Raw genomic sequence first — 24,286 nt, forward strand, 5'->3', positions numbered from 1 at the left:
TTGCTCTTTTTGGTAAAATTTTAGTAAATTTGTCGCGGCTCTCAAGTCTGTGGGCAAAGTCGGGTTATCGATATTGGCAGACAGACAGCCTACGCCGGGCTGAAAGCAGAGAAGTCCGAACGACTTTCTCGGCATTAAGCGGGCTATGGGTGGGAGAGAGCCAAGACATATTGAAGGCGTTTACTCGACGCTGTGTTTGAGACACACTGAAATCTTCCAAAACAATCAGTATCAAAGTCTTGAACGTAGCAACGGTAGATGTCCCGGGTGTGATATATCCGACCCGTGGAGACCTTGTAAGCACGGATTGTACCCCGTTGGGAGTACGGTGATAATGTTTATATAGGTCTCTTAACGGTAGCGATAATTCATATCGGCGTGGGCTCTGACGTTGTCTGTTCAACTTTGATAGGCAGTGGAAGAGCCTCAGTGTGTGGGACGGACAACAGGACGAACCACGCTTTTTTTATGTCCATAACTGAGTTCTGTCTAGAATAAAGTTAGGTCATCGATATGAATGTAAATGGGCATGTATCTGGTGATATAGACACCCATGGAGGCGGTGAAAGACCTCCCTGCACCGGGCTTACCCCCGATGTCCTCCCCGAAGTTCAGAAGCCGGTTTTGGCAGAGAATTCACAAACAGGGGTGTCCACCAGAAATGCACTGTCGGGAACAGCCCTTAAAACCATCAAGAGAAAACTTAAGGATGTTCCACATTGGTATGCTCTTCGGGTCACATACGGACGTGAGAAAAAAGCATACGATTATTTGGATGGAAAACATGTGGAGGCATATTATCCGACAATCACCACCATCAAAATCGTTGATGGAAAAAGAAAATCCGTTGAGGAATCTCGTCTTCCCAATATATTCTTTGCACGCGGAACAGAAGAAGAGATAAAGTCATTTGTTTACGACAACGTAAATCTTCCGTATCTCCGTTTTTATTATCGTCATTTCCACGAAGGGACACGAATTGTCAAAGAGCCTCTTGTCGTTCCTGATTATCAGATTGAGAGTCTTAAAATAATGTGTGCTTCTGAAGCGGAAGACATCATCATTGTACCATCTGATGTCTACAAATTCAAGAAAGGTCAGACGGTGCGTATCATTGATGGCGCATTTAAGGGAGTCATAGGAAAGGTTGCACGTTACCATGGACAGCAGCGCGTGGCAGTTATCATTGACGGTCTATTAACAATCGCATCTGCTTATGTGCCAAGTGCGTTTTTGGAGAAAAACGAAGAAAATTCATAAATTTATGGTTGCATATCCTAATAATCATCATAAACTTCCAAAAGAATAGGAATGTTGATAAGTATCTTAACTATAATGAACGTCATTACTTTTGTGCTTTACCGGCACGACAAGCAATGCGCTCTCAAAGGAAATTGGCGTGTTGCAGAGATTACACTACTTTCCTTCTCATTCTTTGGAGGCGCATTAGGGGCTTATATAGCAATGCATGGTTTTAGACATAAGACACAGCACAAGAAATTTCAGATTTGTGTTCCTCTATTCTTAACCATTCAAATCATACTATTGATAATAAATTTATAAAAATTATGACTATATCACTAATTGCAAACACAGGCATTCAATTTCTGACTTCGGACTTTGAAATTAAGGTAGAAGAAAGTTTTGTGGATAAAGATGGCAATTTCATCAGTCCTCTTTCTATTAAGGACGAGAATGATTTTGATATGCCTTTAGTATTCCATGAGAGTTATAACATCATGGATGACGTTTGGACTTTAGAGATGGCTGTAAGTTTCTCTGGAGGACAAATAGTTAGACTTGATGAGTTAAGAAAGCATAAGCCAATACCTTATGTTTATATGAACCTAGCAGGCAACGAGTGTCTTGTTGATGAAACCAAGATTGACTTTAGTTCTCTTGACGTTCTTGATGAAAAGGATTGCTATAGTGACTATTGTTTCGCAGGCTCAATAACAGAGCGACTTAAAAAAGGCGAATGTCCTTTGGACGCAATTGAGAACCAGTGGTTACCTATGCCTATGTTCGAGAAAGATACTATGGGAAATAGCGTCTTTGGTCCTACTGGTTGGTGTAGAATGAAACTCGTTCCTGTTTCCAGGGTAAAGAATATCAGACGTTATCATATTGTATGGGCATTTGACACTACATCTGTTAAGAACGACATGTCAGGTGTGAAGCCTTTCTTCTATGATGGTGAAGGAGAAAAACAATACTCTATCAGTAATGACATCTCTCTCCTCTTCAACTTCTTCTCACCCAAACCATACGATTGCGAGTGGGTTGACGAATATATTGCTTCTCTTATTCACGGCAACAAGGAAAATACCGAATTGGTATCAGCAAAGGGAGAGGCATCACATTTCAGATATATAGCTTATTATATTACTATTGTATCATATCTCCAGAAGATGGGATTGACTCCTAATGTAATACTCTATTCTGACGAGGAAGAGTCAAAACCTGTTGACCTCGTTCTTGATATTGGTAATTCTCGTACATGTGGTGTGTTGTTTGAGGATGCTGACTTTACAAAGGTTGACATGCTTCAGCTTCAGGATTTGTCAGAACCTTGGAAGGTTTACAAAAAGCCTTTCGATATGCGTCTTGCATTCCACCACTGCAAATTCGGTGAGATGGATATACCAGATCAGTTCTCTTGGCAGAGTTTCCTGCGAGTTGGCGACGAAGCCATCAAGTTGATTTACAAGTCACGCCCTGCAAATGGTGTAGCACAAAGAACAACGAACTATTCAAGTCCAAAGCGCTATTTATGGGACAACAAGCAGTTCGATGGACAGTGGGACTTCCTCACAACCGAAGAAGATGATAATTCTTCTTTAAACCATTATATCAATATTAAGGGACTATCTGAACAATTTGATAGCGATGGCACACTTCGTAGAAACAAGAATGGTGGCATCTTTAGTTCTTTCTCACGTCGTTCGCTGATGACATTTGTCATGATTGAGATTTTCCAGCAGGCCAATTGTCAGATCAACAGTTCACAGTTCCGTGAAAAGCGTGGTGATGTAAACATTCCTCGGAAGTTGAGAAGCATCATCATCACCTGTCCTACCGCTATGCCCAAGGAAGAGCAGATAATTCTCCGCCAGTGTGCAGAGGACGCATACATTTCACTTTTGCGTTGCAAAGATCCAGACTTGTATTATCAGCCATACGACCCGGAAGAATGGAAGGGTAAGATTCAGATTATTCCTTCAGTAAAGGATTTGTCTGTCAATCCAAACAATCCTGCCACTCAGCGTATAAAGACCGAATGGGGATATGATGAAGCAACATGTTGTCAGTTGGTATACCTGTATGCAGAGGTCGCTCAGCGTTATCTAAATCACTGTGAAGATTTCTTCAACCTTTATGGTCATGTACGTAAGGATCTTGCTAACGATGGTTATAACCGCAAATCATTGACAATCGGCTCTATCGATATTGGTGCTGGTACTACTGACCTTATGATCTGCTCATATATGTATGATGACAAGGGGGTATGCAAACTTACTCCAAAGCCCCTTTTCTGGGATAGCTTCTATTATGCAGGTGATGATTTGCTTGAAGAAATAGTTCGTGCTGTTATCATCGAAGGTCAGAACAAGGGCATAGGACAAGTTTATGAAGGTCCAATTTTTAACGCCATCTGTTCAAACTACATGGCATTGTCTGATGAAGATTTTGTAGAAGCTCTTAACCTCAAAGGCAAGGTTAGCCTTCACAACCTCTCTGATGCAGAGAAGAGCGATATTAAATATATGTACGCGTCGCGCGAGACATCCGAACGTATTCACAATTTCTTTGGCAAGGATAAGGCTTTGATGGATTACAAGGACAGGATTATGCGTCAGGACTTCAACGTTCAGGTATCTGTACCTATGGGGCTGAAGATGCTTGACATGTTGAGACTTGGCAGAAAGTCTATGCTCTTGAAGTATGAGGACTTCTTCAACGAACTACAGCCAGCAAGTTTCATTCTTGAACATTTTACTAAGCATTTCAGTCTTGTTGCTAATGGTAAGACATACGTTGATTTCGATTTCAAGAAAATCATTTGGAACTTTGACACAGAAGTACTTTCCAAGATTGTCATTTCCAAGATTGAGCCTCTGATGAAACAGCTTGCTATTGTGCTCAATACTTACAACTGTGACATCGTTCTTCTTGCTGGCAAGCCAACATCGTTGACTGCAATTACTGATTTGTTCTTAAAGTATTATCCTACATCACCAAACCGTCTCATTCGTCTGAATGATTACCGAGTTGGCGAGTGGTATCCTTTCGCAGACGGCTTAGGTTATTTCAAGGATCAGAAGTCATTGGTCGCCATCGGTGCCATGATCGGTTACATGTCTTCTAATGGTGGTATCAATGGTTTCCACATGGATATGACGCATCTGAAGAAAGACATGGTATCAACAGCCAATTACATGGGTCTATACAATGCCGTCAATCAGAAGGTTGCAGAAGCAATGCTTACACCTGATCAGAATACTGCAACATTCGAAGTTCACGGATTTCCTCTCTTCATTGGCTGCAAACAGCTTGTATCACAGTTCTACCAGGCACGTCCATTGTTTGTTCTTGATTTGGCAAAGGACGTTGACCTCCATACTGTATCACTTCCTCTCAAGGTCTCTGTTGTCAGAAACTATTCTCAAGAGAAAGAAGTTCTCAAGATTGTTTCTGCTGTAGATTCCATGGGAAAACCATTCTCTGTGCAGAAGCTCAGATTTGGAGTTCAGAGCCTTGCAAGCGATGGTGCTTATTGGCTCGACAAGGGTGAGTTTGTTTTGAGTATTAACGGATAATATAAGGAATATAACGATGAATGATATAATCGAAACAAAAAATCAGGAACTGATACAGAATGTAACAAACCAGATTAGTTCCATCAACAACTTCATAAGTTGGGCAGATAGTCATCTGCAGCAAAGTCGCCGTGAAGAAACGTTCAAGAAGTTGGTTAATGTTCGTAGGCAGTTGAAGAGACTTCGCTTTTCTCTTGAAAGCAATCCTGCTATTGCTGCATTTGGTGAGAGCCAGAAGGGTAAGAGTTATGTGATAAGTTCACTGCTTGCCCGTAAGGGTCAGCAGTTTATGGTCAACGACCCTAAAACGGGTGAGACATACAACTTTGTAGAACAACTCAACCCTATTACACGTGACACAGAGGCAACAGGTGTGGCTACTCGTTTTACAAAGACATACGAGGTGCCGAATGATAGCTTCCCTATTATGGTAAAGGTGCTTTCTATTGCAGACATGCTTCAGATTCTCTGTGACACCGCATATAATGATGTTAAGTCGCATTCTGTTATCGACCGTGAGGACATTGACGAGTTCATGATTGCTCAGGAACGTCGTTACAAAGGTTCGCCTAATGTACAGGATGTTCTTGACGAAGACGATATTATGAATGTTCGTGAGTATGTAGAGGAACATATTGGTATCACAAAGGCCAAGGAACTTCTTGATTCTCGTTATTTTGATGTTCTTGCTCGTATTATTCCACATATACAGCCACGCGAATGGCCACAGTTGATGTCAAAACTTTGGTACGACAATTCCGACATTACAAGTTTGTTTATAAGAATGCTTCAGGGCTACGAAACTCTTGGATTCTCAAAGAAGGTATATATTCCTATTTCTGCGCTCTTGAATACCACCACAACTTTGATGAGTTCTCTCTGCCTTCAGAAACTGGATGTTGCATCACCTACAACAGGTAATGTGGATCCAAATATGGGTACAGACCTTCTTACTGAAGACAAGAAGGCTGTAGGAGGGTTCTCAAAGAGCGTACTTTCTTCAATTGCGGCTGAAATTGTATTCCAGATTCCTGAGGAAACTATCGCAGAGGAGCTTATCTATAATACAGAAGGCATACTTGATGACGGAAACCGGCAGAGATTGTTGTCTAAAGGTTGGAATAAGAAGGTTAGTAAAGAGTTCCTTAATACTGTTGACATATTCGACTTCCCTGGTGCTCGTGCTGCCCTTGAACTTCAGGAAGAACAGATTAAGATTGAGCTCAATAATAAGATGATGCTCCGTGGTAAGGTTCGTTACCTTTTTAATAAATATAGTGATGAAAGACTTATCAACGTTTTGATGCTTTGCCATGACCACATGCAGAATGGTCCTACTGTAATGCCAGGACTCGTGGAGCAGTGGATAAAGCAGAACATGGGTGCGTCCGTTCGTGAACGCACAGCCTTCCTTGACAAGAGTATCGTATCACCACTCTTCATGATTGCTACAAAGTTCAATATGGATATGAGTCATTCTGTACAGAGCGGTGGTGACGATCAGATTGAGAAGCGTTGGGAGGACAGATACCAGAAGGTACTTTACGAACAGGTACTTCAGGCAGACAGTTTAAGTTGGTTCAAGAACTGGACAGAACGAGGTGGTTTCAAGAACACCTATCTTCTGCGTGACTACAAGTGGTCTGGCATCAATGGCAATCGCCTATTTGAAGGTTTTGAAACAAGCGGAGTTGAGACAACAGAGATTGACACCACATTCCATCAGCAACTTCGTCAAAGCTTTATTACCAGCCCATATGTAAACACTTTCTTTGAAGATCCTGAACTTGCTTGGGATGCAGCAGCTACTATGAATAACGATGGTGCTACACGAATCATCGAGAATCTTGGAATTGTTGCTGCCAATGCAAAGGAAAGTCGTTTGTACAAGTACATTTCTGAGGTTAAAGGACTTCATGCTCAGACATTGCAACTAATGGTTGAATACTACCATGACGAAAATGATGAAAATGTTCTCCAGAAAGCAATTTCACGCAGTGGTGCTATCGTTGCAGAGTTCGATGTTGTATGTGGTAAAGACAACTACTTCTTCGGAAGAATGATTCAGAACCTTCAGGTAAGCGAAAACTACGTATTTGACTTCTACTATAATCAGTTGAATAACACCAAGATGATAGTTGAACGTGATATGAAAGAGTACGACTTGATTCTTTCACGTTGCCATGGCAGAATCTCGGCTTCAAACTTATACGAGGATAATCTTGAAATACTTCGACAAGAGTACCACTATCCAACAGTTTTGGATTGCAAGGAATTCTTTGAGAATGTCAAAGGTGTCTCTCTTGAAAAACTGTTTGAATGCAACTTTAAGCAGAAGAGCAATTCAGAGCAGTTGGCAGAAGGCATCATTGTTAAGTGGATAGAAGATGTAAAAGCTCAGAAAAACCTGAAGTTTTATGAAGCAGAAGGTTGTAACACCCTTATTGTTCTTGACATGATTGAAAACATCAAGGCTGTTGTTGATACAACCAATCTCATTGGTATCATAGCAAAGACTATCAGCCCATTCGTTGACGCAATCAATGTTCCTCACCAGATTTTGGATATGATCGCCGATACTACGGCAGAGATTATCAATGAGTTCGTGGTAACATTCGGTTACAACTACTACTCACCTGAAAAGATTGCAGACCTCAAACTTATCAATGAAAAGAACAACCTCCATCTGTCATTTGATTATGGTATGGCAGATAAGGTTCCGATGTCAAATGAAGAGCTTTCAGACTTGTTCGATGACATTCGGCCTACAGAAGAGAACACAATGCTTACATCTCTACCATCGTTTATCAACTACAACAAGTGGATTGATTTGCTTCTGATATCATTCATCGCTTCATACAATGTGCCAAATTATGATATAGAAGCAAACCGGCAGTTGGGAATCCTGCTCAATTCATATAAAGAACTTGCTTGATATTATGGATATACATCGTTCGTCGATAAAAGACTTTGTAATGCCAAAAGTAAAGTCTGTCATTGTGATAGACTATTACGAGGGCATACAAGGCATGTTGGCATCCCGAGGAGATTTTCCATACGATGACTTTCTGGCAAATCCAAGGATGCGTACCCAAACTGAGATTGTCTGGGCAACAGACGTTTTTTCCAGCCGTCCGTCATTGCTATGCGACATCAAAGGAGAGCTCAAGGACAGGTATTCTTATGCCCTTAAGGAACGAATAAATGCAATTGAGGCAATTATTGAGTCATTAAAAACAGAAGACGGAGGTGTAGCATTAAGCGAACTTCTCTCAAAAGCCATTTCTTATATTGACGAACGTTCTGTATATTGCGGTGACGGCAACATCGTAGTTGTCAACTGGGGACTTATTCCAAGAAGACCAGACCTTGATTCAGGTAGCATCTATCGTAGTGGAAAATTTGTTGGCAATTGGGGGAATTTCCAACCAGTGCCACAAGTTCTTGAAAAACCGAACATCAAGGAAGAGCCAAGGGGCAATGAACCTGAGGTAAACGTGGAGCCCGTTATTTCTGTCCCTCCTGTTTCTGCCCCATCTCCTGTAACGGAAGAAATTCCTGTTGTTGAACATGAAATTCCTGTAGAAAGCGCTCCAAAAGAAACTGTTCAACCTGTATCTCCACAGATTGTGACACCTCCACCTATTGTACAGGCTGATAAAGTGGAGATTCCAAAACCTACGGAGAAAAAGGAAGAAGAAAAGAAAGAAAATCCTGAGAAACCTGAAGCATCTATACAGGATAAAGAGAATTATGATAACAAAGATACTGGCAAAAATGCCAAGAACACTAAAAAAGAGGACGAATATAATTGGAAGTCATTCTTTAGTGGATTATGGCAAGGATTAAAGTTCTTCTTCCGTAAGATCTGGTGGGTTTTGCTGTTGCTATTGTTACTTTTTGCAGTTCTCTTTTTCTGCAAAGGTTGTCAAGGTCCGATTTCTCAAATCAATCCTTTCTATAATCCTTTGCCAGAAAATCCAAGGATTCTACCTATTGAAAGTGGTGCTGTAGGAATGAGTGCAGACGGAATGACGCAGATTGCTACAGACCGTTTGAATATCATGCTTGAAAAAGAGAATGATAACACTATGTTGGAATGGGCAAAAGCCTTTAAGAAGGAATACAGTGGCGAAAATTACGAAATCTTCTACTATAATGAAGAATTCTATAATCTTCAGATCAAAGTTCCATCAGCAGAACGCGAACAGATAAAAAAGGAGATAAAACAAAAACTAAGTGGATTCTCATTTGATGTGTTCGACGAAACGGTTTTTAATACCGAGGCAGTTTCGTTCAACGACCCGGAGTTGTCTAATGAAGCACATGCATGGTATCTCAACGCTATTGAAGCTATAGATGCATGGAATCTCACGTTAGGAGATCCTGATGTTATCGTAGCAGTTGTTGACAATGGTTTTGATACAACCCATCCTGAATTTCAAGGAAAGATTATTCGACCATTTAACGTGTTAACCCAAAATGCAAACCTCCGTCCTATATTGACAAAAGACGGAGAGGATGCTCATGGTACTCATGTTGCAGCAACAGCCGTAGGTAATTGTAATAATGGTCAAGGACTTATGGGAATTGCTCCAAAATGTAAGTTGATGCCTGTTCAGGTTGGAAATGACAATCCAGAAGGATGCATGAGTAATCAGGCTATCATTGAAGGAGTATTATATGCCATTAATCAGGGAGCAGATGTGGTGAACGTGTCATTAGGCATGTACACTTCAGATACCGTCAAGGAAATGTCAGAAGGTCAGCAATTAAACTATATAAGTAGCTCCATGAAACAAGAGGAACTTATGTGGGCAAAGATTTTCGAGAAAGCAAAGCAACGCAATTGTATTATTGTTCTTGCTGCCGGCAATGACAACGTTATATCTGGAATCGATCCCAAAAAACGTAGTAATGAATCTATTCGAGTTTCCGCTGTAAACACAGAACAAACAAAGGCAAAATTCAGCAATTATGGTGTTTACCCTAATCTGAACAGGATATATTCCACAATTTCAGCACCTGGTGTGGAAATATTCAGTGCAGCACCTCATGGAAAATACACGAACATGCAAGGCACTAGTATGGCAGCTCCTATTGTTACAGGCGCAGTTGCATTGATGAAGAGTATTGATAGGAATATTACCTTAGAGCAAGCTGTGAAATTCATGCAGGAAACAGGCAAGAATGTAGGAAGTTCTATTGGTCCTATGCTGAACCTAAAAAAAACTGTAATGCGAGCAAATGGTTAGAATGCTCCTGCCGAATGTGAGGAAATTGCAGAAGAAGTAAAGCGACTGCAAGCAAAAATTGATAGTTTGGTAGCTTTATGTCCTGATGCGGGGATACCTGCTGACACATTAAAGTATGACAAAGCTGTAAAAGATAATCACGGATTAGACGGACTTTGGAAATCCACAACCAGTTTGGTGTCTGTTTCCGATAACACACCTATAGAGTTGTATATGGAGTTCAAAAAGTTGAAAGGAACTCTGATTATCGTGAATAAAAGTTCAAGATATACTGCGCCATTAAAGGCAAGTATCAAAAATAACAAGATTTATATTATTCAACTTTCACCAGCACGAGGTGGACAGGATTCATTTCTTGCATATAAATATATATGTAGCGCAGACCGAAAAGGCAATCTTGTTTGCAATGCAACAAGTTCAGAAAATTCAGTAAGTTTCAATCTTGTAAGAGTTAAATAGAAATAAATAACAAATAAAAAATAAATTATGGCTAAACAAAATTCAGACAATTTGCCTATTGGAGACATTATTTCATTTATCTCCATCGTTTTCCTCGGAATCGTAGTATTCTTCGGAATGAATTTCATGACCTTGGGTAACAAAATTCCAAGTGTCATTGTAGCAGTTCTTCTTGCAGTCCTTATGACTGTATTTGTGTTCTTCGCAGCATTCGCCAAGTCACAGAACAGGAATCAGGAGAACTGGAGCAAGGTAAAACTTGCCATGGTAGGACTTTACATTGTAGCATTGATTCCATGTTACATCTTCTCTGCCAAATTCTGTGAAATTCAGTTCGGACAGGATGAAATCGTAAAGAAAGTAGATGCAAATGTGTCAGCAATCAACAAGATGTTTGACAGTTATGCTAAGAATTGTGATGCTCGTGCTAATGCATACGGTTACCAGTTGAAGGCATATTCCAGTAGTCTGGAAGGAAAGTTTAAACTTGTATCACTGCTTGGTCTTAAGAGCGTGGAAGATGTGAACCAGACAGCGATTAATCAGGCTACAGAAAGTTTCCTTTATAAACTTAAGGGAAATGACTATCAAGCATTAGAGGCAGAGAAAGACGCCTTGGTTCAGGGATGCACAGAGAATTTCAACAACTGGAACATCATGTCTGTTTCTCAATATGCATCTGATTTAGGGAATGTACAGGAGAAATTCTCTAACGAGCTTCAGAATTTGTATGAGAAGAGTAAGAACTCAACTGAGAAGGATATCCCAGAGTTCAATGCCGCTCAATTTGCAATTGATTCAAATATTGCAGAAATTTTCAAGTCGTTACCTGTTTTTTCTGTTGGTGGTTTGCTTATTATGCTTGTACTTGGATTTTTAGGTTTTGTCAAGTTCATAACAGCTCCCAATCCAACAGTAAAGCCAATTGCAGCTGGTGACAGTTCTTCAATTACAGGAACAGGTGGATTCATTATCCATTAATTTCGATTTTATTGTCAAACTTTATATCTATATTAGATTATTATGGAAGAATATGAATTGACTCCCCAACAGATAAATGCCGTATATTTAAGATGTAACGCCATGCCCTTTGACCAGCTTTTGGGATTTTGCCTTAATCCAATGTCTGGTATAACTATTGAAGGACTAAGAGGCGTTAACTATAAGCAAATTGACCGCTTAGAGCAGGCTTTCAACGATCAGGCAAAGGAGAAAATCTGGGAAGCAAGTCAGAACTCAATGAGCAGCTTGATGGATTATATTTCTAAGATTGAGCAGGGATTATTCTCTGATACATACCTTGGTGATGCAAAAGTTAAGTTGGCAAAACTGGCAAAATTAGAGGTCCAAGATGAATGGGATAAATTGTCAAACTCAACTGACGTAAACGCCATTAACGACTTTGTTAACAAATGGGAATACATAGAGAACTTCATCAATCGTAGAGGTGGGAACTTTGATAGTAATGAGCTTGATGATGCACGTAACAAGATTGAAATTATCGCAAATGGAACAATTGTTGAGGATTTCAACAATCTGAAAGCAATCGATGATGACTATAAGCGTGTAACAGAAATTAATGCATTCATCCAGAAGTATGCAAGAAATTCCAGTAAGACCGCAAAGGATTATATTGACAAGGCATCAGAGTTATTACAATGGACTCAAGAAAACATTGCTTCTCGTGAAGCATGGTATAAAGCCAAGGAAAGCGATACAATAAAGGATTATGTAAGTTTCATAAGTCAATATCCTTCCTGTCGTTACCGCGAAGAAGCTGATGAGCGTATCAAACAGATGAAGGGTGACTTGCTGACAGACATCAAGCGCTTCCCATTCAACTACAAACGTGAAGACATGTTTGAGTATATCAACAGCAAGACACTTACGTACGATGACCTTGTGACAAAGAGCTATATACTTACAGACAAGGGTTACAACCATATCATGCGTTATCCTCACCTGTGGGATGAACAACGAGCACTTCCTGTATCAAGTCTTGAAAATCCACACAGCCAGGAAGGTAATACGGATATTTACTTCTTTGGAGTTCCTGGTTCCGGTAAGACTTGTGTTCTTGCAGGATTGATGAGTCTTAGCGGTCAGCTTGGCTTTGACTTCGATCCAAGAGGTGAAGGTGGCGGTGGTCCATACGCTACAGAGTTATGCAACTATGCTCGTTCAAGCATGTTGCCTCCAAAGACCGACCAGACTTTCATACAGGTTATTGACTGTACCATAGATGATGAGGAACATAACAGCCATAATATTTCAATTATTGAAATGGGTGGTGAGAAAACTCGTGATTTTGCATTCATGCAGAACGCTACAAGTCTTGAGGATCTTGGTCCTGGTGCAGCGGGTTTGTTGCAAAATGACAATAACAAAGTTCTATTCTTTGTTATTGACCCAACCAATGAGAAGTATGTGGTAATGGATGATGGCAGCGAACAGTTGATTAAGCAGGACAACGTCCTTAACTGTGTGGCATCACTTCTTGCGAAGAATGACAAACTGATGAAGAAGGTTACTGCTATCCATATCATTCTTACTAAGAGTGATACACTTGGAGAATACGCTGATGCTCATGTAATCGAAGACAGACTCACTCAGCAGGGATATAAAGCAGTAATGTCACGCATTAAAAAGATATGTGAGACTTATGACATCAACAAAGCTACAGGATTCCAGGTCGGTTTGTTTCCATTCTGCGTAGGAAAGTTTATGCCTGGCGATGTTTATACATTCGATGAAACAGATTCTCTCAAGATCCTTCGTGTAATTCAGGCAAACACAACAGCTGTCCGTCAGAAAACATGGGGAGAGCGTTTAAAGGAATGGTTTAATAGTTAATCTTTTTCAATACAATAATGAATATAAGTTTATTAATTTCAGGAAATCTGACAGGTTTTGGTAGATTTTTCACTTCTCCAGCAGCCAAAGAGCTTCTGGGAACAGATAAAATAGACCTTGACAACCACAATCATATAAGCTTCCTTGGAGATAATGAGAAAGCTTACTCCATAACATTCGCACAAAGATATATTGCTATCAGTCTATATACGCGCATACTCGATTCATTCAGAAGACCGGGCGAACTTGTCGTAACTCTGCTGATTCCAAGAAATCAGATCATTGTGCCTAATAGTGGTTCCTCTATTGGAGCAGTTTATTCTCTTCTCAACAAGGTCTGTGACAAATTCTTTGAAAAGAACTTCCAGGATGGAATGATCAATCAGAATCCTGTGGTTCTTGGTCAAGATTACTACTCTGAGATTCTTGACAATTACAGATTAAAGCCAATGAATATGAGGGAGGTTAATCTTAACCCTTCCTCTATGAAGAAGGTCGGCTATGTAAAAGCACAAGAGACGGATATTCCTAAATATCTGGACACACCTTGTCGCGAGAATTACAATGATCATAATCTTATTATTATCGCCCAAAGCGCTCCTGCAGGAATTGACGAAGAGCCAGAAGAAGTAATCCTCTACAGTATTCATATCAAAAATAATGGTGCGACACTTCCCGGTCGTGTAAAATTGACCTCGCCTATATACAAGTATCAGGCGCAGGCTGGTGAAAAACCGTTCCCTATTCAGGGCTCTTATAAAGATGCCGTTGAACATTTGTTGGAGCCAAGAATCACTGCTCGTATGATGCCAAATGATGTTGTGGAGATTTCGTATAATTTCGAAAAGGAAGAAAAAACGGTAAACTTTATCTTCCTTGATAAGAACACAGGTGCGCCAGTCTCCATTGATGCAGTTCAGCCATCGGTAGTTATTGATGGTGCAAAACTTCCAATATCATCAGATACATTTACATTCAGAGGATCTGAAATATATGTTTCTAAAAAAATTGTCTCTGATAATTCGAGCTACACAATCAGCAAGAGAAGCGAGATTCTTGATCTTTCTCGCATTGGCAATAATCAAGACTTGAAAGTTTATGTGGAACAAGGCTTTGCCCTTTCGATGAACTTTGATAGGCCATACGATATTAGAAAAAATGTAGTTTTCATTAACAAACTCAATGGACAAACCGAGTCGGTTGAGGTTGCAGATAGAAAAACCGTACATCTTTCTGGATCTGTATTAGATTGGGAGTTTTACATTACCTCTGACACCTATTGTGCACCACAACAACCAATTCGCATTGTAAATGGTAAATGGGTGATGCCAAAAATGGAGGAACAAAAAACTAATATTAATACTCCTCAAGCATCCACATCCATATATAGCAGCAATCATACCGTTGCAGTTCAAAAAAAGGATAGCAGACATGATAATTATAGTATTTCTTTAACAGGAGGAGAAACATCAGACCACACAACTTCCCACAATAGAAAGTTAAGTTACAAGAAACTAACAATGATAATTGTTCCTCTCTTATGTATTCTTGGAGGAACTGGATATTTAGTATTGAAGAATCAAGGTAAAAATGACAACAAAAATGAAGGTGAAAAGGGCATAGAACGTCATGCTTATGGAGCCTATATCTGTTATTACGATAATACAGATGATGAATCAAAAAGAGATACATTGACTGATACTCAAAAAAAACAGTTACCTCTAATCATTAGTTTCCTAAAAAAAGATAGTAATGCGGAATTAGACAAAGACAAGTACTCTATCACAGAGACCAGTATGAAGGGTAAGAATGAGACTCTGTATCTACAGAAATTCACCAATACAAACATTAACAATGCTTGTGAGGATTTTATAATAAGAGTCGAATATGTGTATGGTAAGGATAGTATCAATCTCGTTGATCAAAATATTCATATTGAGAAAAAAGAAAATAAAAACCTTATGGATACAATTGGGGTGAATTTGAAAATTTTCATGTCGCAGCTTGGTTACTTTGAAAAGTTAACTGAAATTAAAAATAAAGGAGGATTTGCAAAAGATAAAGATAAGGCTGAATTCTTGGAAAACATACAAAAAATAGAAGCTAATGACATAAAAAATCTCTTGAAACAGATATGTCAAAATATTGATATTAAACGAGAAGTATCAACTCTTCCAACACCCAACGACATCATAGAACCTGAAGATTTATCAAGCGTAGATTTTAATTGGGATAACATACAGAAATATGAACGTTTTGCAGAACAAAAACTATCCGATGGAAAGACTGTAAAACAAAGAATTGATGCTTTGAAAGAAGTAAAGAGATGGATTAATGATAAACATGGTGCACAACGACCTCGCGTTACAGATCTTTCAAATGAACAATCATCTGCCATTGTACTTGCTTTTGGGCAGAGAAATTCATTAACAATACAGCTAGAAACAAAAGGATACTCATTTAATTCCATAGCTGAGTTTAAAAAATATGTTGATTCTAAATTCTAATAATGATAAATAGAAAACATCAAATATTCATATGAAGTATATAAAATTGTTATTCATAGCACTTGTTATTGTTGGTGCTGTATCTTTGTTACTGTTCATTACTAATAGCAGAGGTGAAGGTAGTAAAGCTGGTGTACAATCAAGTATTGCAAAGAAGTTCGAAACAGAGATCATTGATCTTTGCAAAGACGGCAAGTGGAATCAGCAATCATACAAGAATCTCGAAAGCAAGATAAATACATTTGCAAAAGATGGAAATCTACAAATTGGAGAGAAAAATTCTCTTTGTTTGTTTCTTTATACAGAATCTTGCAAGTCTCTATTTGAAAGTGCAGATAAGATGTTTAAACAGACATCTTATCCTGCCAACAAAATAACTACTTTGGAAGCTTCATTAAAATTTCTTGAAGGTTTAAAAGCAGGCAGCAACAGTAATCTCACACAAGGATTAAGTATGTTCTATGAATATAAAACTATACTTGCTTGCTGCTCTTTCAGTTCTAAAGCATCGTATTCAAATCCTCTGAAAAAATTTAGTGCAGGAACAGCAGAGTCAATGAAAGGACGTATCCAGAATATGAAGTATTACAAATCGCATTTCAGCAACAATCCTACAATCAGAGCAAAGATAGATAATCTTGCATCTAATTTGAGTCGGGCTGAGTCAGAATATTATATGAATCTTGAAAAATGTGTAGAAGCCAATTTCTACAAAATCAAGAAAGCTTCTTCTGAATGGCAGGCTCTTGAACAGGCAGATAAAGACTATGAGAGATTTAAGACAATCTCGACTAATCAAGCTGCAACCTCAAAATTATACAATTTTTTAAATGGTAATCACTAAAAATGAATATGAAAAATATAATATTATTTGTTTTGTCCGTTTTTTGCATTAATGCAAATGGTCAAGATCTTCAAGTTGATAACTTTAAAACAAGTTTGAGTCATTATGAGACACTTAGTAAACGTCTTTTAGAAGAGATAGATTATATAAAGAAGCATGACAAAGAACTGAACATGAAAGCAGAGCCTAAGACTCGAGTTATGAACTTGGTTATCAATATTACTAAAGAAATAAATAGTAACGATGCCAAAAATAAACGATTTTATGATAAATTGAAAGAACTAAGAGATTCGCTTGGTTCAACCCAACCTAAATCAACAGTAACTCCAACAACTGAAGTAAGTTCTCCGGTTCACAATCAAATCCCAATTATAAGGGAAGAAAATCCGATTGAGACAGAGAATAATGGTAACATTCGAAAAGAGGATGTAGAAAACCCATATTCAGAACCTTTGAGAGATGTTCGTGGAGCCAATTATTTAGATAACTATCTTTCTCAGTACACGTTGGCTGAAATATACGAACATCGTAATGAAGTAAAAAGGGAGATGAGTAGATATAATAATCCCAAAAGGGATGCTTATACTTATGTCATCGGCCTTTTTGAAATACAGTACCAAATATATAATAGGAATCATATAAAAGATTTGCTTGCAAGAATTTCTACCGTACAGGCTAATATTTTAGATAAGCACAAATCTGAATTAGAAGAAGAAATCATAAGAGTTAACGACTATCGTTATGCGACTAAAGAACTCCAACGGCTATTTGGTATTATCGACAATCCTCCTTCATTCGGAACTGATGCTACAAGTAGCAAATGGGAAGATGATAGCTCCGTAGATATAAATCAACTGAGAAAGTATTTAGAAGATAATAAAGAAACGGAATACGTGTACAAATTTAACTATACAAAAGACGAATTTGAAAAATATCTAAACGGAAATGCTGATGCACGAAAAAGTATAAAGTCCCTAATCGAGGAAGCATTAAAAAACCAATAATATTATGAAGCAACTCATAAAAATTAAAAATAGTGATTTGAGTTTCAAATTGAACTTGAATTACAATAATGTTTACTCGCGTCTTAAGATGCTACTCGGCAGTAAAGCTTCTTTATTTGCCGACATTACAACCAAATCTACTGGTACTACGTGGTATTCAGAAGATGACGCAGAGTACATTAGCCTTGATCAGGCTCCAAAGGGTGAAGCAAACAACCTCTCAAATGCTTTATCAAGCGAGGTTGCTGCTGTACGTAAAGAAATGATGGCCGATTCCGAGTTGTCGAAGTATGTGGATGACATATTAGAAATTCCTGACAACAGTTTCGTATTTTACAGAGTTTTGCCAACCGGTGGATATAAATTCGTGTTGACAGGTTGGGGATGCCGTTTCATTCATCAGAATGCCACTGTTCCTAACAGCGGATTCATTAAGCGTATTTCGCACGAATTAGAGTTTCCAGAGGAGAAAAAAACAACAGACTCTGGCAAACCATCAATAACAGAAATTCTAAAAGGCATGGGCGCTGCAGCTGGTGCTGGAACAACAGAGAAACCAGAATATGGAACAACAGAAAAACGTGTAACTACCAACCCGGATAATTCTGGTACTTCAAGTTCCTCTTCTGATACCCAAACAACAAGTGCGTCCACACAATCTACAGGAAAGTCAAAAGAGCAACCAAAACACGAAGTCAAGAGACAAAAGGTTTCTGTAAAAGTACTTGACCAGAACAACAGTGGAGTTAAAGGTGAACCTGTTATCGTAAGAAGTTCTTTGGGTGATATGAACTTATCAACCACTGATGATGGTGTTGCCAATATAGGAGAACTTTCTTACGGAGAAACTTTCTCTGTGGAATTTCCTAATCTGCAAGGTCACGTTGAAAGAAGTTTTGAGGTAATACCTGGCGTTGACATATACGATGCCTATATCAAAAAACTCATTAAGTATTCTCCTGTTCTATTTGTAGAAGATCAAAATGGAAATGCCGTTCAGGACTACAATGTTAAAGTAGTAGTCAATGGTCAAGATTCCATCTTCAATTCAGGTATGGACGGTGTTGTTCAACTCCCAACCATGCAGGAAGGACAAAAATTCATTGTCATTGACACAGCAAACTACGCAAATACCGAAGAGTACAATATCACTCAGGCTGAGGCAAAAACACCATATCATTTCCATATCAAACGTGCTGAAAAGGCAAAAGTGGGTATTACCGTCTTAGATAAGTCCGGCAACCCTATACCAAAGGCTACTGTAGATTTGGCAATAGGTGACACTCCATGTCAGCAGATTACAGCCGATGATGGACGAGCAGAATTCCCCGGTGACGTTTTTGTTGCTGGTGACATTCCTGTCAATCTAACTATAAAGGGAAAAGGACAGATAAAATCGAACCTAAAGTATTCACCTGATAACACAGAATACACTATCCAATTGCAAGACAAGAAACCTGGTGGTGACGGAAAAGGTTTTAATTGGAAATGGTTAGCACTTATCCCATTACTAGTGCTTTTGGCATGGGGTGGTAAGGAATTGTATGACAGGTTTACATACAAGAATCCTACTATTGCAAAAATGGAAAAAGGCATAGTGCTCATTAGAAGTGAAGAATATTATTCTATAGATCTTGGTTTCGACAATAAAATCAAAAAAGGTCAGGAAGAATTACGATATTATTTCACCTATGATATTAATGAAAATGAAATAACAGCCTTGTCCATGCACTTAGAAGAAATTCCTCTTGAAGCAAGAGTTGGATGGGGTACTGGTTTTATTGTTTCAAAAGATGGACTAATTGCGACAAATAGACATGTAGCAGCTCCTATTCCTCCAAAGGGTGTAGAAAATATGCTGAAGCAAATTTTTATAAAAAACAAGCAAGAATATGAACATAAAAAGAACGAATTGAACAATGTTCTTAACCAGTTAGGTACACTTGCAACACTTCAGCCAGGTCCTGCAAGAGATAAATACATTGAAACTGCGAAAGAACTTGACGAAGTACAGGAACAAATAGATATTCTCGATCAAATTATTCAATTAGGTAATTATTCCCCTACTCCCCATTGTGATATTTCTGTCGCTTTTGTAAATACAATAATTGAAAATCCGTATTCAAAAGAGGATTTTAAGGGATGTACAAAAGTCGCTCAAGCAGAGACTGAAAGTTATTCAGAAAAGGATGTTGCCTTAATAAAACTGAAGGACTCCAAAGATCTACCTCAAGACTTTCATGTATTTACTATTCCAAAAGAAGATATTTTAGATAGTGATGTTCCTCTTGGAGAATATAAAATTACAGTACTTGGATATAATGCTGGACCTAGTCTCGCAAATATAAAAGGAGGTATTCATCCACAGCCACAACCTGGTGTGGTCATCCAAAATGATGATCCTTTCCGTGTAACTTATAATGCAAGCACATTAGGAGGTAGCAGTGGTTCTCCAGTAATAAACGAAAAGGGAGAACTCGTTGCAGTAAACAATAGTGGTGTAAGTATAAAGCAAGGATTTAATTTTGGAATAAGAGCAAAATACCTTAGGGAAATTCTTGATGACTACGAAAGTAAACATGATAAAAAATAAAAGAATTATATGAAAAAGTTTATTTTATTTCTATTCGCTGCACTCTTAACTTGTAGCATGTATGCACAAAACTACAATTCCGCTCAGGAGAATATGCGTAACCAGATTGTAAACTATCTGGCAAAACAAGGCTATACAGCCGAAAAACAAGACGATGGTCTTAAGTTCAAGAATGAAGGAACCAACTATTACATTGAAATCAGCAAAGAGGATGTATCTCCTATGTACCTCAGACTTTGTCGATATGTAAAGTACTCTGATTCTCTGAAACAAGAAACTGTAATTAAGCAGTTGAAGTCATATAATACAAAACTTGGCGTTAAGGTTTGTTGTACGGATAATGGTATTGTAATATCCACAGAAATGTTTGTTGCATCATCTACAGACTTTACTGATATTTTCCCAATACTGTTGTCACAGATTAAGGCGACTTACAAAACAATCAACGAATAATCATGAAGAAGATAATGTTATATATGCTGCTCTCAATGGTATCAATGTCCATGTTTGCAGCCGACGAATTAAATGAGAAGCAAAATGCTTTCCGTCGCGAAATTCTGACGACTCTCGGCAAAGAAGGATTCAATCCTGACAGAGATGCGAATGGAGATATTAAGTTTACGTACGACAACACAGTTTATTTTGTGTCAATTGACAGTAGATGGACAGATCCATTCATGATTACAATTTACAATGTTTATGACTATTCGGGTAATTATTCCAGTGAAGTGATGAATAATAGCATTTCACTCGTAGGTCAGTTAAAGACAGTAAGATTGTTCTGTAGAAAGACCTCGTATATGTATCAAACAGAAATGTTCTGCTCAAACACAGCCATCTTCAAGGTTGTATTTAAGAGCGTGTTGGAGCAACTAAAGAATGCACGCACGGAAGTTTCAAACATCGTGCGTTCTGGTATCGGTGACTTAAACATGACAACAGAGCGTGATAAAATATTTGAACGTGGCAAGAAATTCTATGAAAACGAAGACTATGATAAATCGTTTGCTATTTTCAAATTATTGTCAAATGCAGGTTATACTCCTTCGTATCGCTACATGGGCGAATCGTATGAGAATGGTGCCGGCACTGTTACCAACTCAGACAAAATGGTTCAGTACTACGAGAAAGCTGTTGCGGAGGGTGATCATTGGTGTTCTTACAAACTTGCTAATTATTACTACAGCAAGGAAGATTACACAAAAGCATATAGCATGTTCTTGAAATGCGCATCTAACGAAAACGAGAACAAGTCTAAGGCTATGTATATGCTCGGCAATATGCAGGAAAATGGACGTGGTACAGAGAAAAGCATCAATCAGGCAATCCTGAGTTATAGAAAGTCAGTACAGTATTCTACAGAATTGGAATGTGATGCAAGATTGGCATTGATGAACCTCGGAGAGCAGGTCGAGAAACCTGAGGATTTTGTTGATGCATCTAAAACTATGCTTATGGACTTCTCAAGCCCAGCTAAAATGTATAATGCAGGTCTGGAGTATGAGCAGGGATTAAACAAGCGATTTGTATCTCTGCCAAAAGCCTATGCCCTATTTAAGGCTGCGGCTGATAGGGATTACACTAAAGCATTCGTAAAGATGGGTGAGATATACCGAAGCAAGTACTACCCATTGAATGATAAAACCAAATCTGAAAAATATTATCAGAAAGCATTCAAGGTGTTCAGCCAAAAGGCAGAAAATGACGGAGAGGCAGCTTACGAAATAGGAAATATGTACCAGAATGGCTTAGGTACAAGCGTTGACACAGAGAAAGCCAAATACTATTTCAAAATAGGTGCAATAAAGAATAACACGAATGCATCTTATGAACATGCATTAATATGTGTTAGCGACCTTGAATATGCAGATGCTTTCAAGTATTTCAAGCAGGCGGCAGAAGGTGGACACACTCTCGCTATGTACAATGTTGCCAAACAATACGAAGAAGGTGTTGGAACAGAAATGAACAAGCCAAAGGCTATTGAGTGGTACACTAAGTGTATAGAGAAGAATAGTTCTGTATATGATGATGCTCGTAAGGCTTTGAAGCGTCTTGGGGCTAAAGATGACAAATAAAGAGTATATGAACCATAGCCTAAGATAGGGTAAAGTATATCTTTCTCAAGTTCTAAGACTATGGTTCTTTAATTATTCAATCTTAACGTTGGTTATGGATAAAAAAGAAAGAGCAAATATTCTTTCGCTATTTCTGAAAGCAGCTCTATCCGTAAATGTCTTAGTTATAATCATTGGACTTACAATGTTGTTTGTGACTAATGACACCTATGGTGTGTATGCTTCAAGCATTTGTACAATCTCGGCCTTATTTAACTGCATAGGCTTGATCCTACTCTTACGATGGAATTATAGTGGAATTTTCCCTATAGTTATAGCATCAATTGTTTCTACGGTATCTATCTCCATCACTTGTGCAGGTTGGTTGCAATACGCTTTTGGAACTTTTGGATTGGTTATTCCATACCTTGCATTAGGTATGTATCTATTCTTGTTGTTCTCATTGCTGTTTTTTAAGGCAAAAGGAAAAACAGCATGGCAACAAATGGAAGCAGGATTCGACTACAAACATTTCAGACACATTTATCAGTTATCAACAGTTATAATTATAGCAATAGCTATAACAGCATATTTTGTTATGCCTAATCAACCGGAAGTAAATATTGATTCAGAAGATGAAATTTCTCATTTAATTGAAAATGTCTCACCAGAAAGACTTGATGCAGCTGATGTGACAATTGAGGAAGTTGTGTCTTTCGAAAAACAATACAATGATGCCAATGATGTAAATAGTCGTGACAGAAAAGTCACAAAAAGGATCTTTGCACTAAAGCATCTGCTGCTGAGTGGGCTAATGCCAGAAATCCATAACCGAGAAAACCTTGTTAATATCTGTATGGTTCATGCTGGAGAGTTCTCCCCGGAGCAACAAGCAATTATTGATTGGTATTTAGCATTGGACATTTCAATCCAAGATGAATGGAATATCTGTAATAAAGCAATAAGCATAAGTGATTTCAAAAGTAAAATCGAAGAACGAATAAAATAAGGTTTATGAAAAAGAATATTATATCGGTGTGCCTATTGGGTGCAATATCATTAGTGGCTTCATGTGATGGAAGTAATGAACAGACCTCATCTGTTGAGAAAGAACGAGATTCACTCTTGACCGTTAACTCTCAACAGCAGATGATACTGAATAATATGACATCAACAATGGCTGAAATTTCTATGAGTCTTGACTCCATTGCCATTCAGGAACGAATGATTATACGAGGTGTTGACGAGTTAGGCAATCCTCTTAATAAGAAGAATCTCAAATCAAAGTTAAGTTCTCTGTCCGAAATAATAAAAAAACAGAGAGAGAAGATGGCTTCAATGGAGGCAACTATGAAGGCAGACAAAACTGCAATGGGACAATTGAAGAATATCATTGCTTATCTTAATGCTTCTTTGGAACAAAAGGATTTGGAGATTCAGAAACTACGTTCAGAAATCGACAGCAAGAATTTCAACATCTCACAGTTACGTACCCGCGTGACAAATCTAATAGATACCGTTACAACTGTTCAGAACGAGAATGCAGAGCAGAAAGTACAGATAGCCAAGCAGGACGCCTCTCTTAATGAGGTATATTACATTATTGGTACAAAGGATCAATTAATTAATGCAGGTGTGGTATCTAAGACGGGTACAATAATTAAGAAGACTAAGGTTAATTTTGCTTCTATAGACAAGAGCGTATTAACAAAAGCTGACCGTCGAAATCTTAAGAACATTAATATAAACGGTAAATCACCAAAGATCTTGAGCGAAGCACCAAAGGACTCCTATGGTCTATATAAGGATGGAAATAGCAGTGTGTTGACAATAACTGATAGCGAAAAATTTTGGAGTACGAACAATAGAATACTGGTTATCCAGATAAAGTAAA

The 24,286-nt window shown here is 38.4% G+C and carries 16 protein-coding genes; all 16 read left to right on the forward strand.

The window, feature by feature from the left end; genetic code table 11:
• The first annotated feature begins 513 nt into the window (after window positions 1–513).
• The 16 genes from HPS56_RS02405 to HPS56_RS02480 all read left to right on the forward strand — a co-directional run bounded on the left by HPS56_RS02405 (window position 514) and on the right by HPS56_RS02480 (window position 24,285).
• On the forward strand, window positions 514–1,260 hold the full coding sequence (locus HPS56_RS02405; RefSeq protein WP_172273316.1) for a UpxY family transcription antiterminator: 747 nt from the start codon (window positions 514–516) through the stop codon (window positions 1,258–1,260).
• Window positions 1,261–1,335: 75 nt separating this feature from the next.
• Window positions 1,336–1,563, forward strand: coding sequence for a DUF1294 domain-containing protein (locus HPS56_RS13495; protein WP_353477693.1), 228 nt, complete (start codon window positions 1,336–1,338; stop codon window positions 1,561–1,563).
• A 5-nt stretch (window positions 1,564–1,568) separates the two neighbouring features.
• Entirely contained in the window at window positions 1,569–4,820 is a 3,252-nt protein-coding gene (locus HPS56_RS02415) for a virulence factor SrfB (protein WP_172273322.1), read from the forward strand.
• A gap of 16 nt (window positions 4,821–4,836) precedes the next feature.
• Window positions 4,837–7,755: a virulence factor SrfC family protein gene (locus HPS56_RS02420; protein WP_172273325.1), complete on the forward strand. Its 2,919-nt coding sequence runs from the start codon at window positions 4,837–4,839 to the stop codon at window positions 7,753–7,755.
• 4 nt (window positions 7,756–7,759) lie between these two features.
• Window positions 7,760–10,075, forward strand: coding sequence for a S8 family serine peptidase (locus tag HPS56_RS02425; protein WP_172273328.1), 2,316 nt, complete (start codon window positions 7,760–7,762; stop codon window positions 10,073–10,075).
• Window positions 10,076–10,141: 66 nt separating this feature from the next.
• Window positions 10,142–10,534 carry a hypothetical protein gene (locus HPS56_RS02430; RefSeq protein ID WP_172273331.1) on the forward strand — a complete coding sequence of 131 codons (393 nt, stop codon included), beginning with the start codon at window positions 10,142–10,144 and terminating at the stop codon, window positions 10,532–10,534.
• A 27-nt stretch (window positions 10,535–10,561) separates the two neighbouring features.
• Window positions 10,562–11,515, forward strand: coding sequence for a hypothetical protein (locus tag HPS56_RS02435; RefSeq protein ID WP_172273334.1), 954 nt, complete (start codon window positions 10,562–10,564; stop codon window positions 11,513–11,515).
• 270 nt (window positions 11,516–11,785) lie between these two features.
• A complete protein-coding gene (locus HPS56_RS02440; protein WP_172273337.1) occupies window positions 11,786–13,387 on the forward strand; it encodes a hypothetical protein in 1,602 nt (533 codons plus the stop codon).
• Between the two features lie 17 nt (window positions 13,388–13,404).
• Entirely contained in the window at window positions 13,405–15,894 is a 2,490-nt protein-coding gene (locus HPS56_RS02445; protein WP_172273340.1) for a hypothetical protein, read from the forward strand.
• 31 nt (window positions 15,895–15,925) lie between these two features.
• Window positions 15,926–16,738, forward strand: coding sequence for a hypothetical protein (locus tag HPS56_RS02450; protein ID WP_172273343.1), 813 nt, complete (start codon window positions 15,926–15,928; stop codon window positions 16,736–16,738).
• Between the two features lie 8 nt (window positions 16,739–16,746).
• Window positions 16,747–17,742, forward strand: coding sequence for a hypothetical protein (locus tag HPS56_RS02455; protein ID WP_172273346.1), 996 nt, complete (start codon window positions 16,747–16,749; stop codon window positions 17,740–17,742).
• A 4-nt stretch (window positions 17,743–17,746) separates the two neighbouring features.
• Entirely contained in the window at window positions 17,747–20,335 is a 2,589-nt protein-coding gene (locus tag HPS56_RS02460; RefSeq protein WP_172273349.1) for a trypsin-like serine peptidase, read from the forward strand.
• Window positions 20,336–20,392: 57 nt separating this feature from the next.
• Window positions 20,393–20,788, forward strand: coding sequence for a hypothetical protein (locus HPS56_RS02465; RefSeq protein ID WP_172273352.1), 396 nt, complete (start codon window positions 20,393–20,395; stop codon window positions 20,786–20,788).
• A gap of 2 nt (window positions 20,789–20,790) precedes the next feature.
• On the forward strand, window positions 20,791–22,413 hold the full coding sequence (locus HPS56_RS02470) for a tetratricopeptide repeat protein (protein WP_172273355.1): 1,623 nt from the start codon (window positions 20,791–20,793) through the stop codon (window positions 22,411–22,413).
• A gap of 94 nt (window positions 22,414–22,507) precedes the next feature.
• Complete coding sequence (locus HPS56_RS02475; RefSeq protein WP_172273358.1) at window positions 22,508–23,401, forward strand: hypothetical protein; 894 nt, start codon at window positions 22,508–22,510, stop codon at window positions 23,399–23,401.
• 5 nt (window positions 23,402–23,406) lie between these two features.
• Window positions 23,407–24,285 (forward strand): Cbp1 family collagen-binding glycoprotein adhesin, encoded by an 879-nt coding sequence (locus HPS56_RS02480; protein WP_172273361.1) that lies wholly within the window; start codon window positions 23,407–23,409, stop codon window positions 24,283–24,285.
• Window position 24,286 lies beyond the last annotated feature (1 nt).

It is taken from the genome of Xylanibacter muris, from assembly GCF_013166605.1.
GTDB classification, from domain to species: Bacteria; Bacteroidota; Bacteroidia; order Bacteroidales; family Bacteroidaceae; genus Prevotella; species Prevotella muris.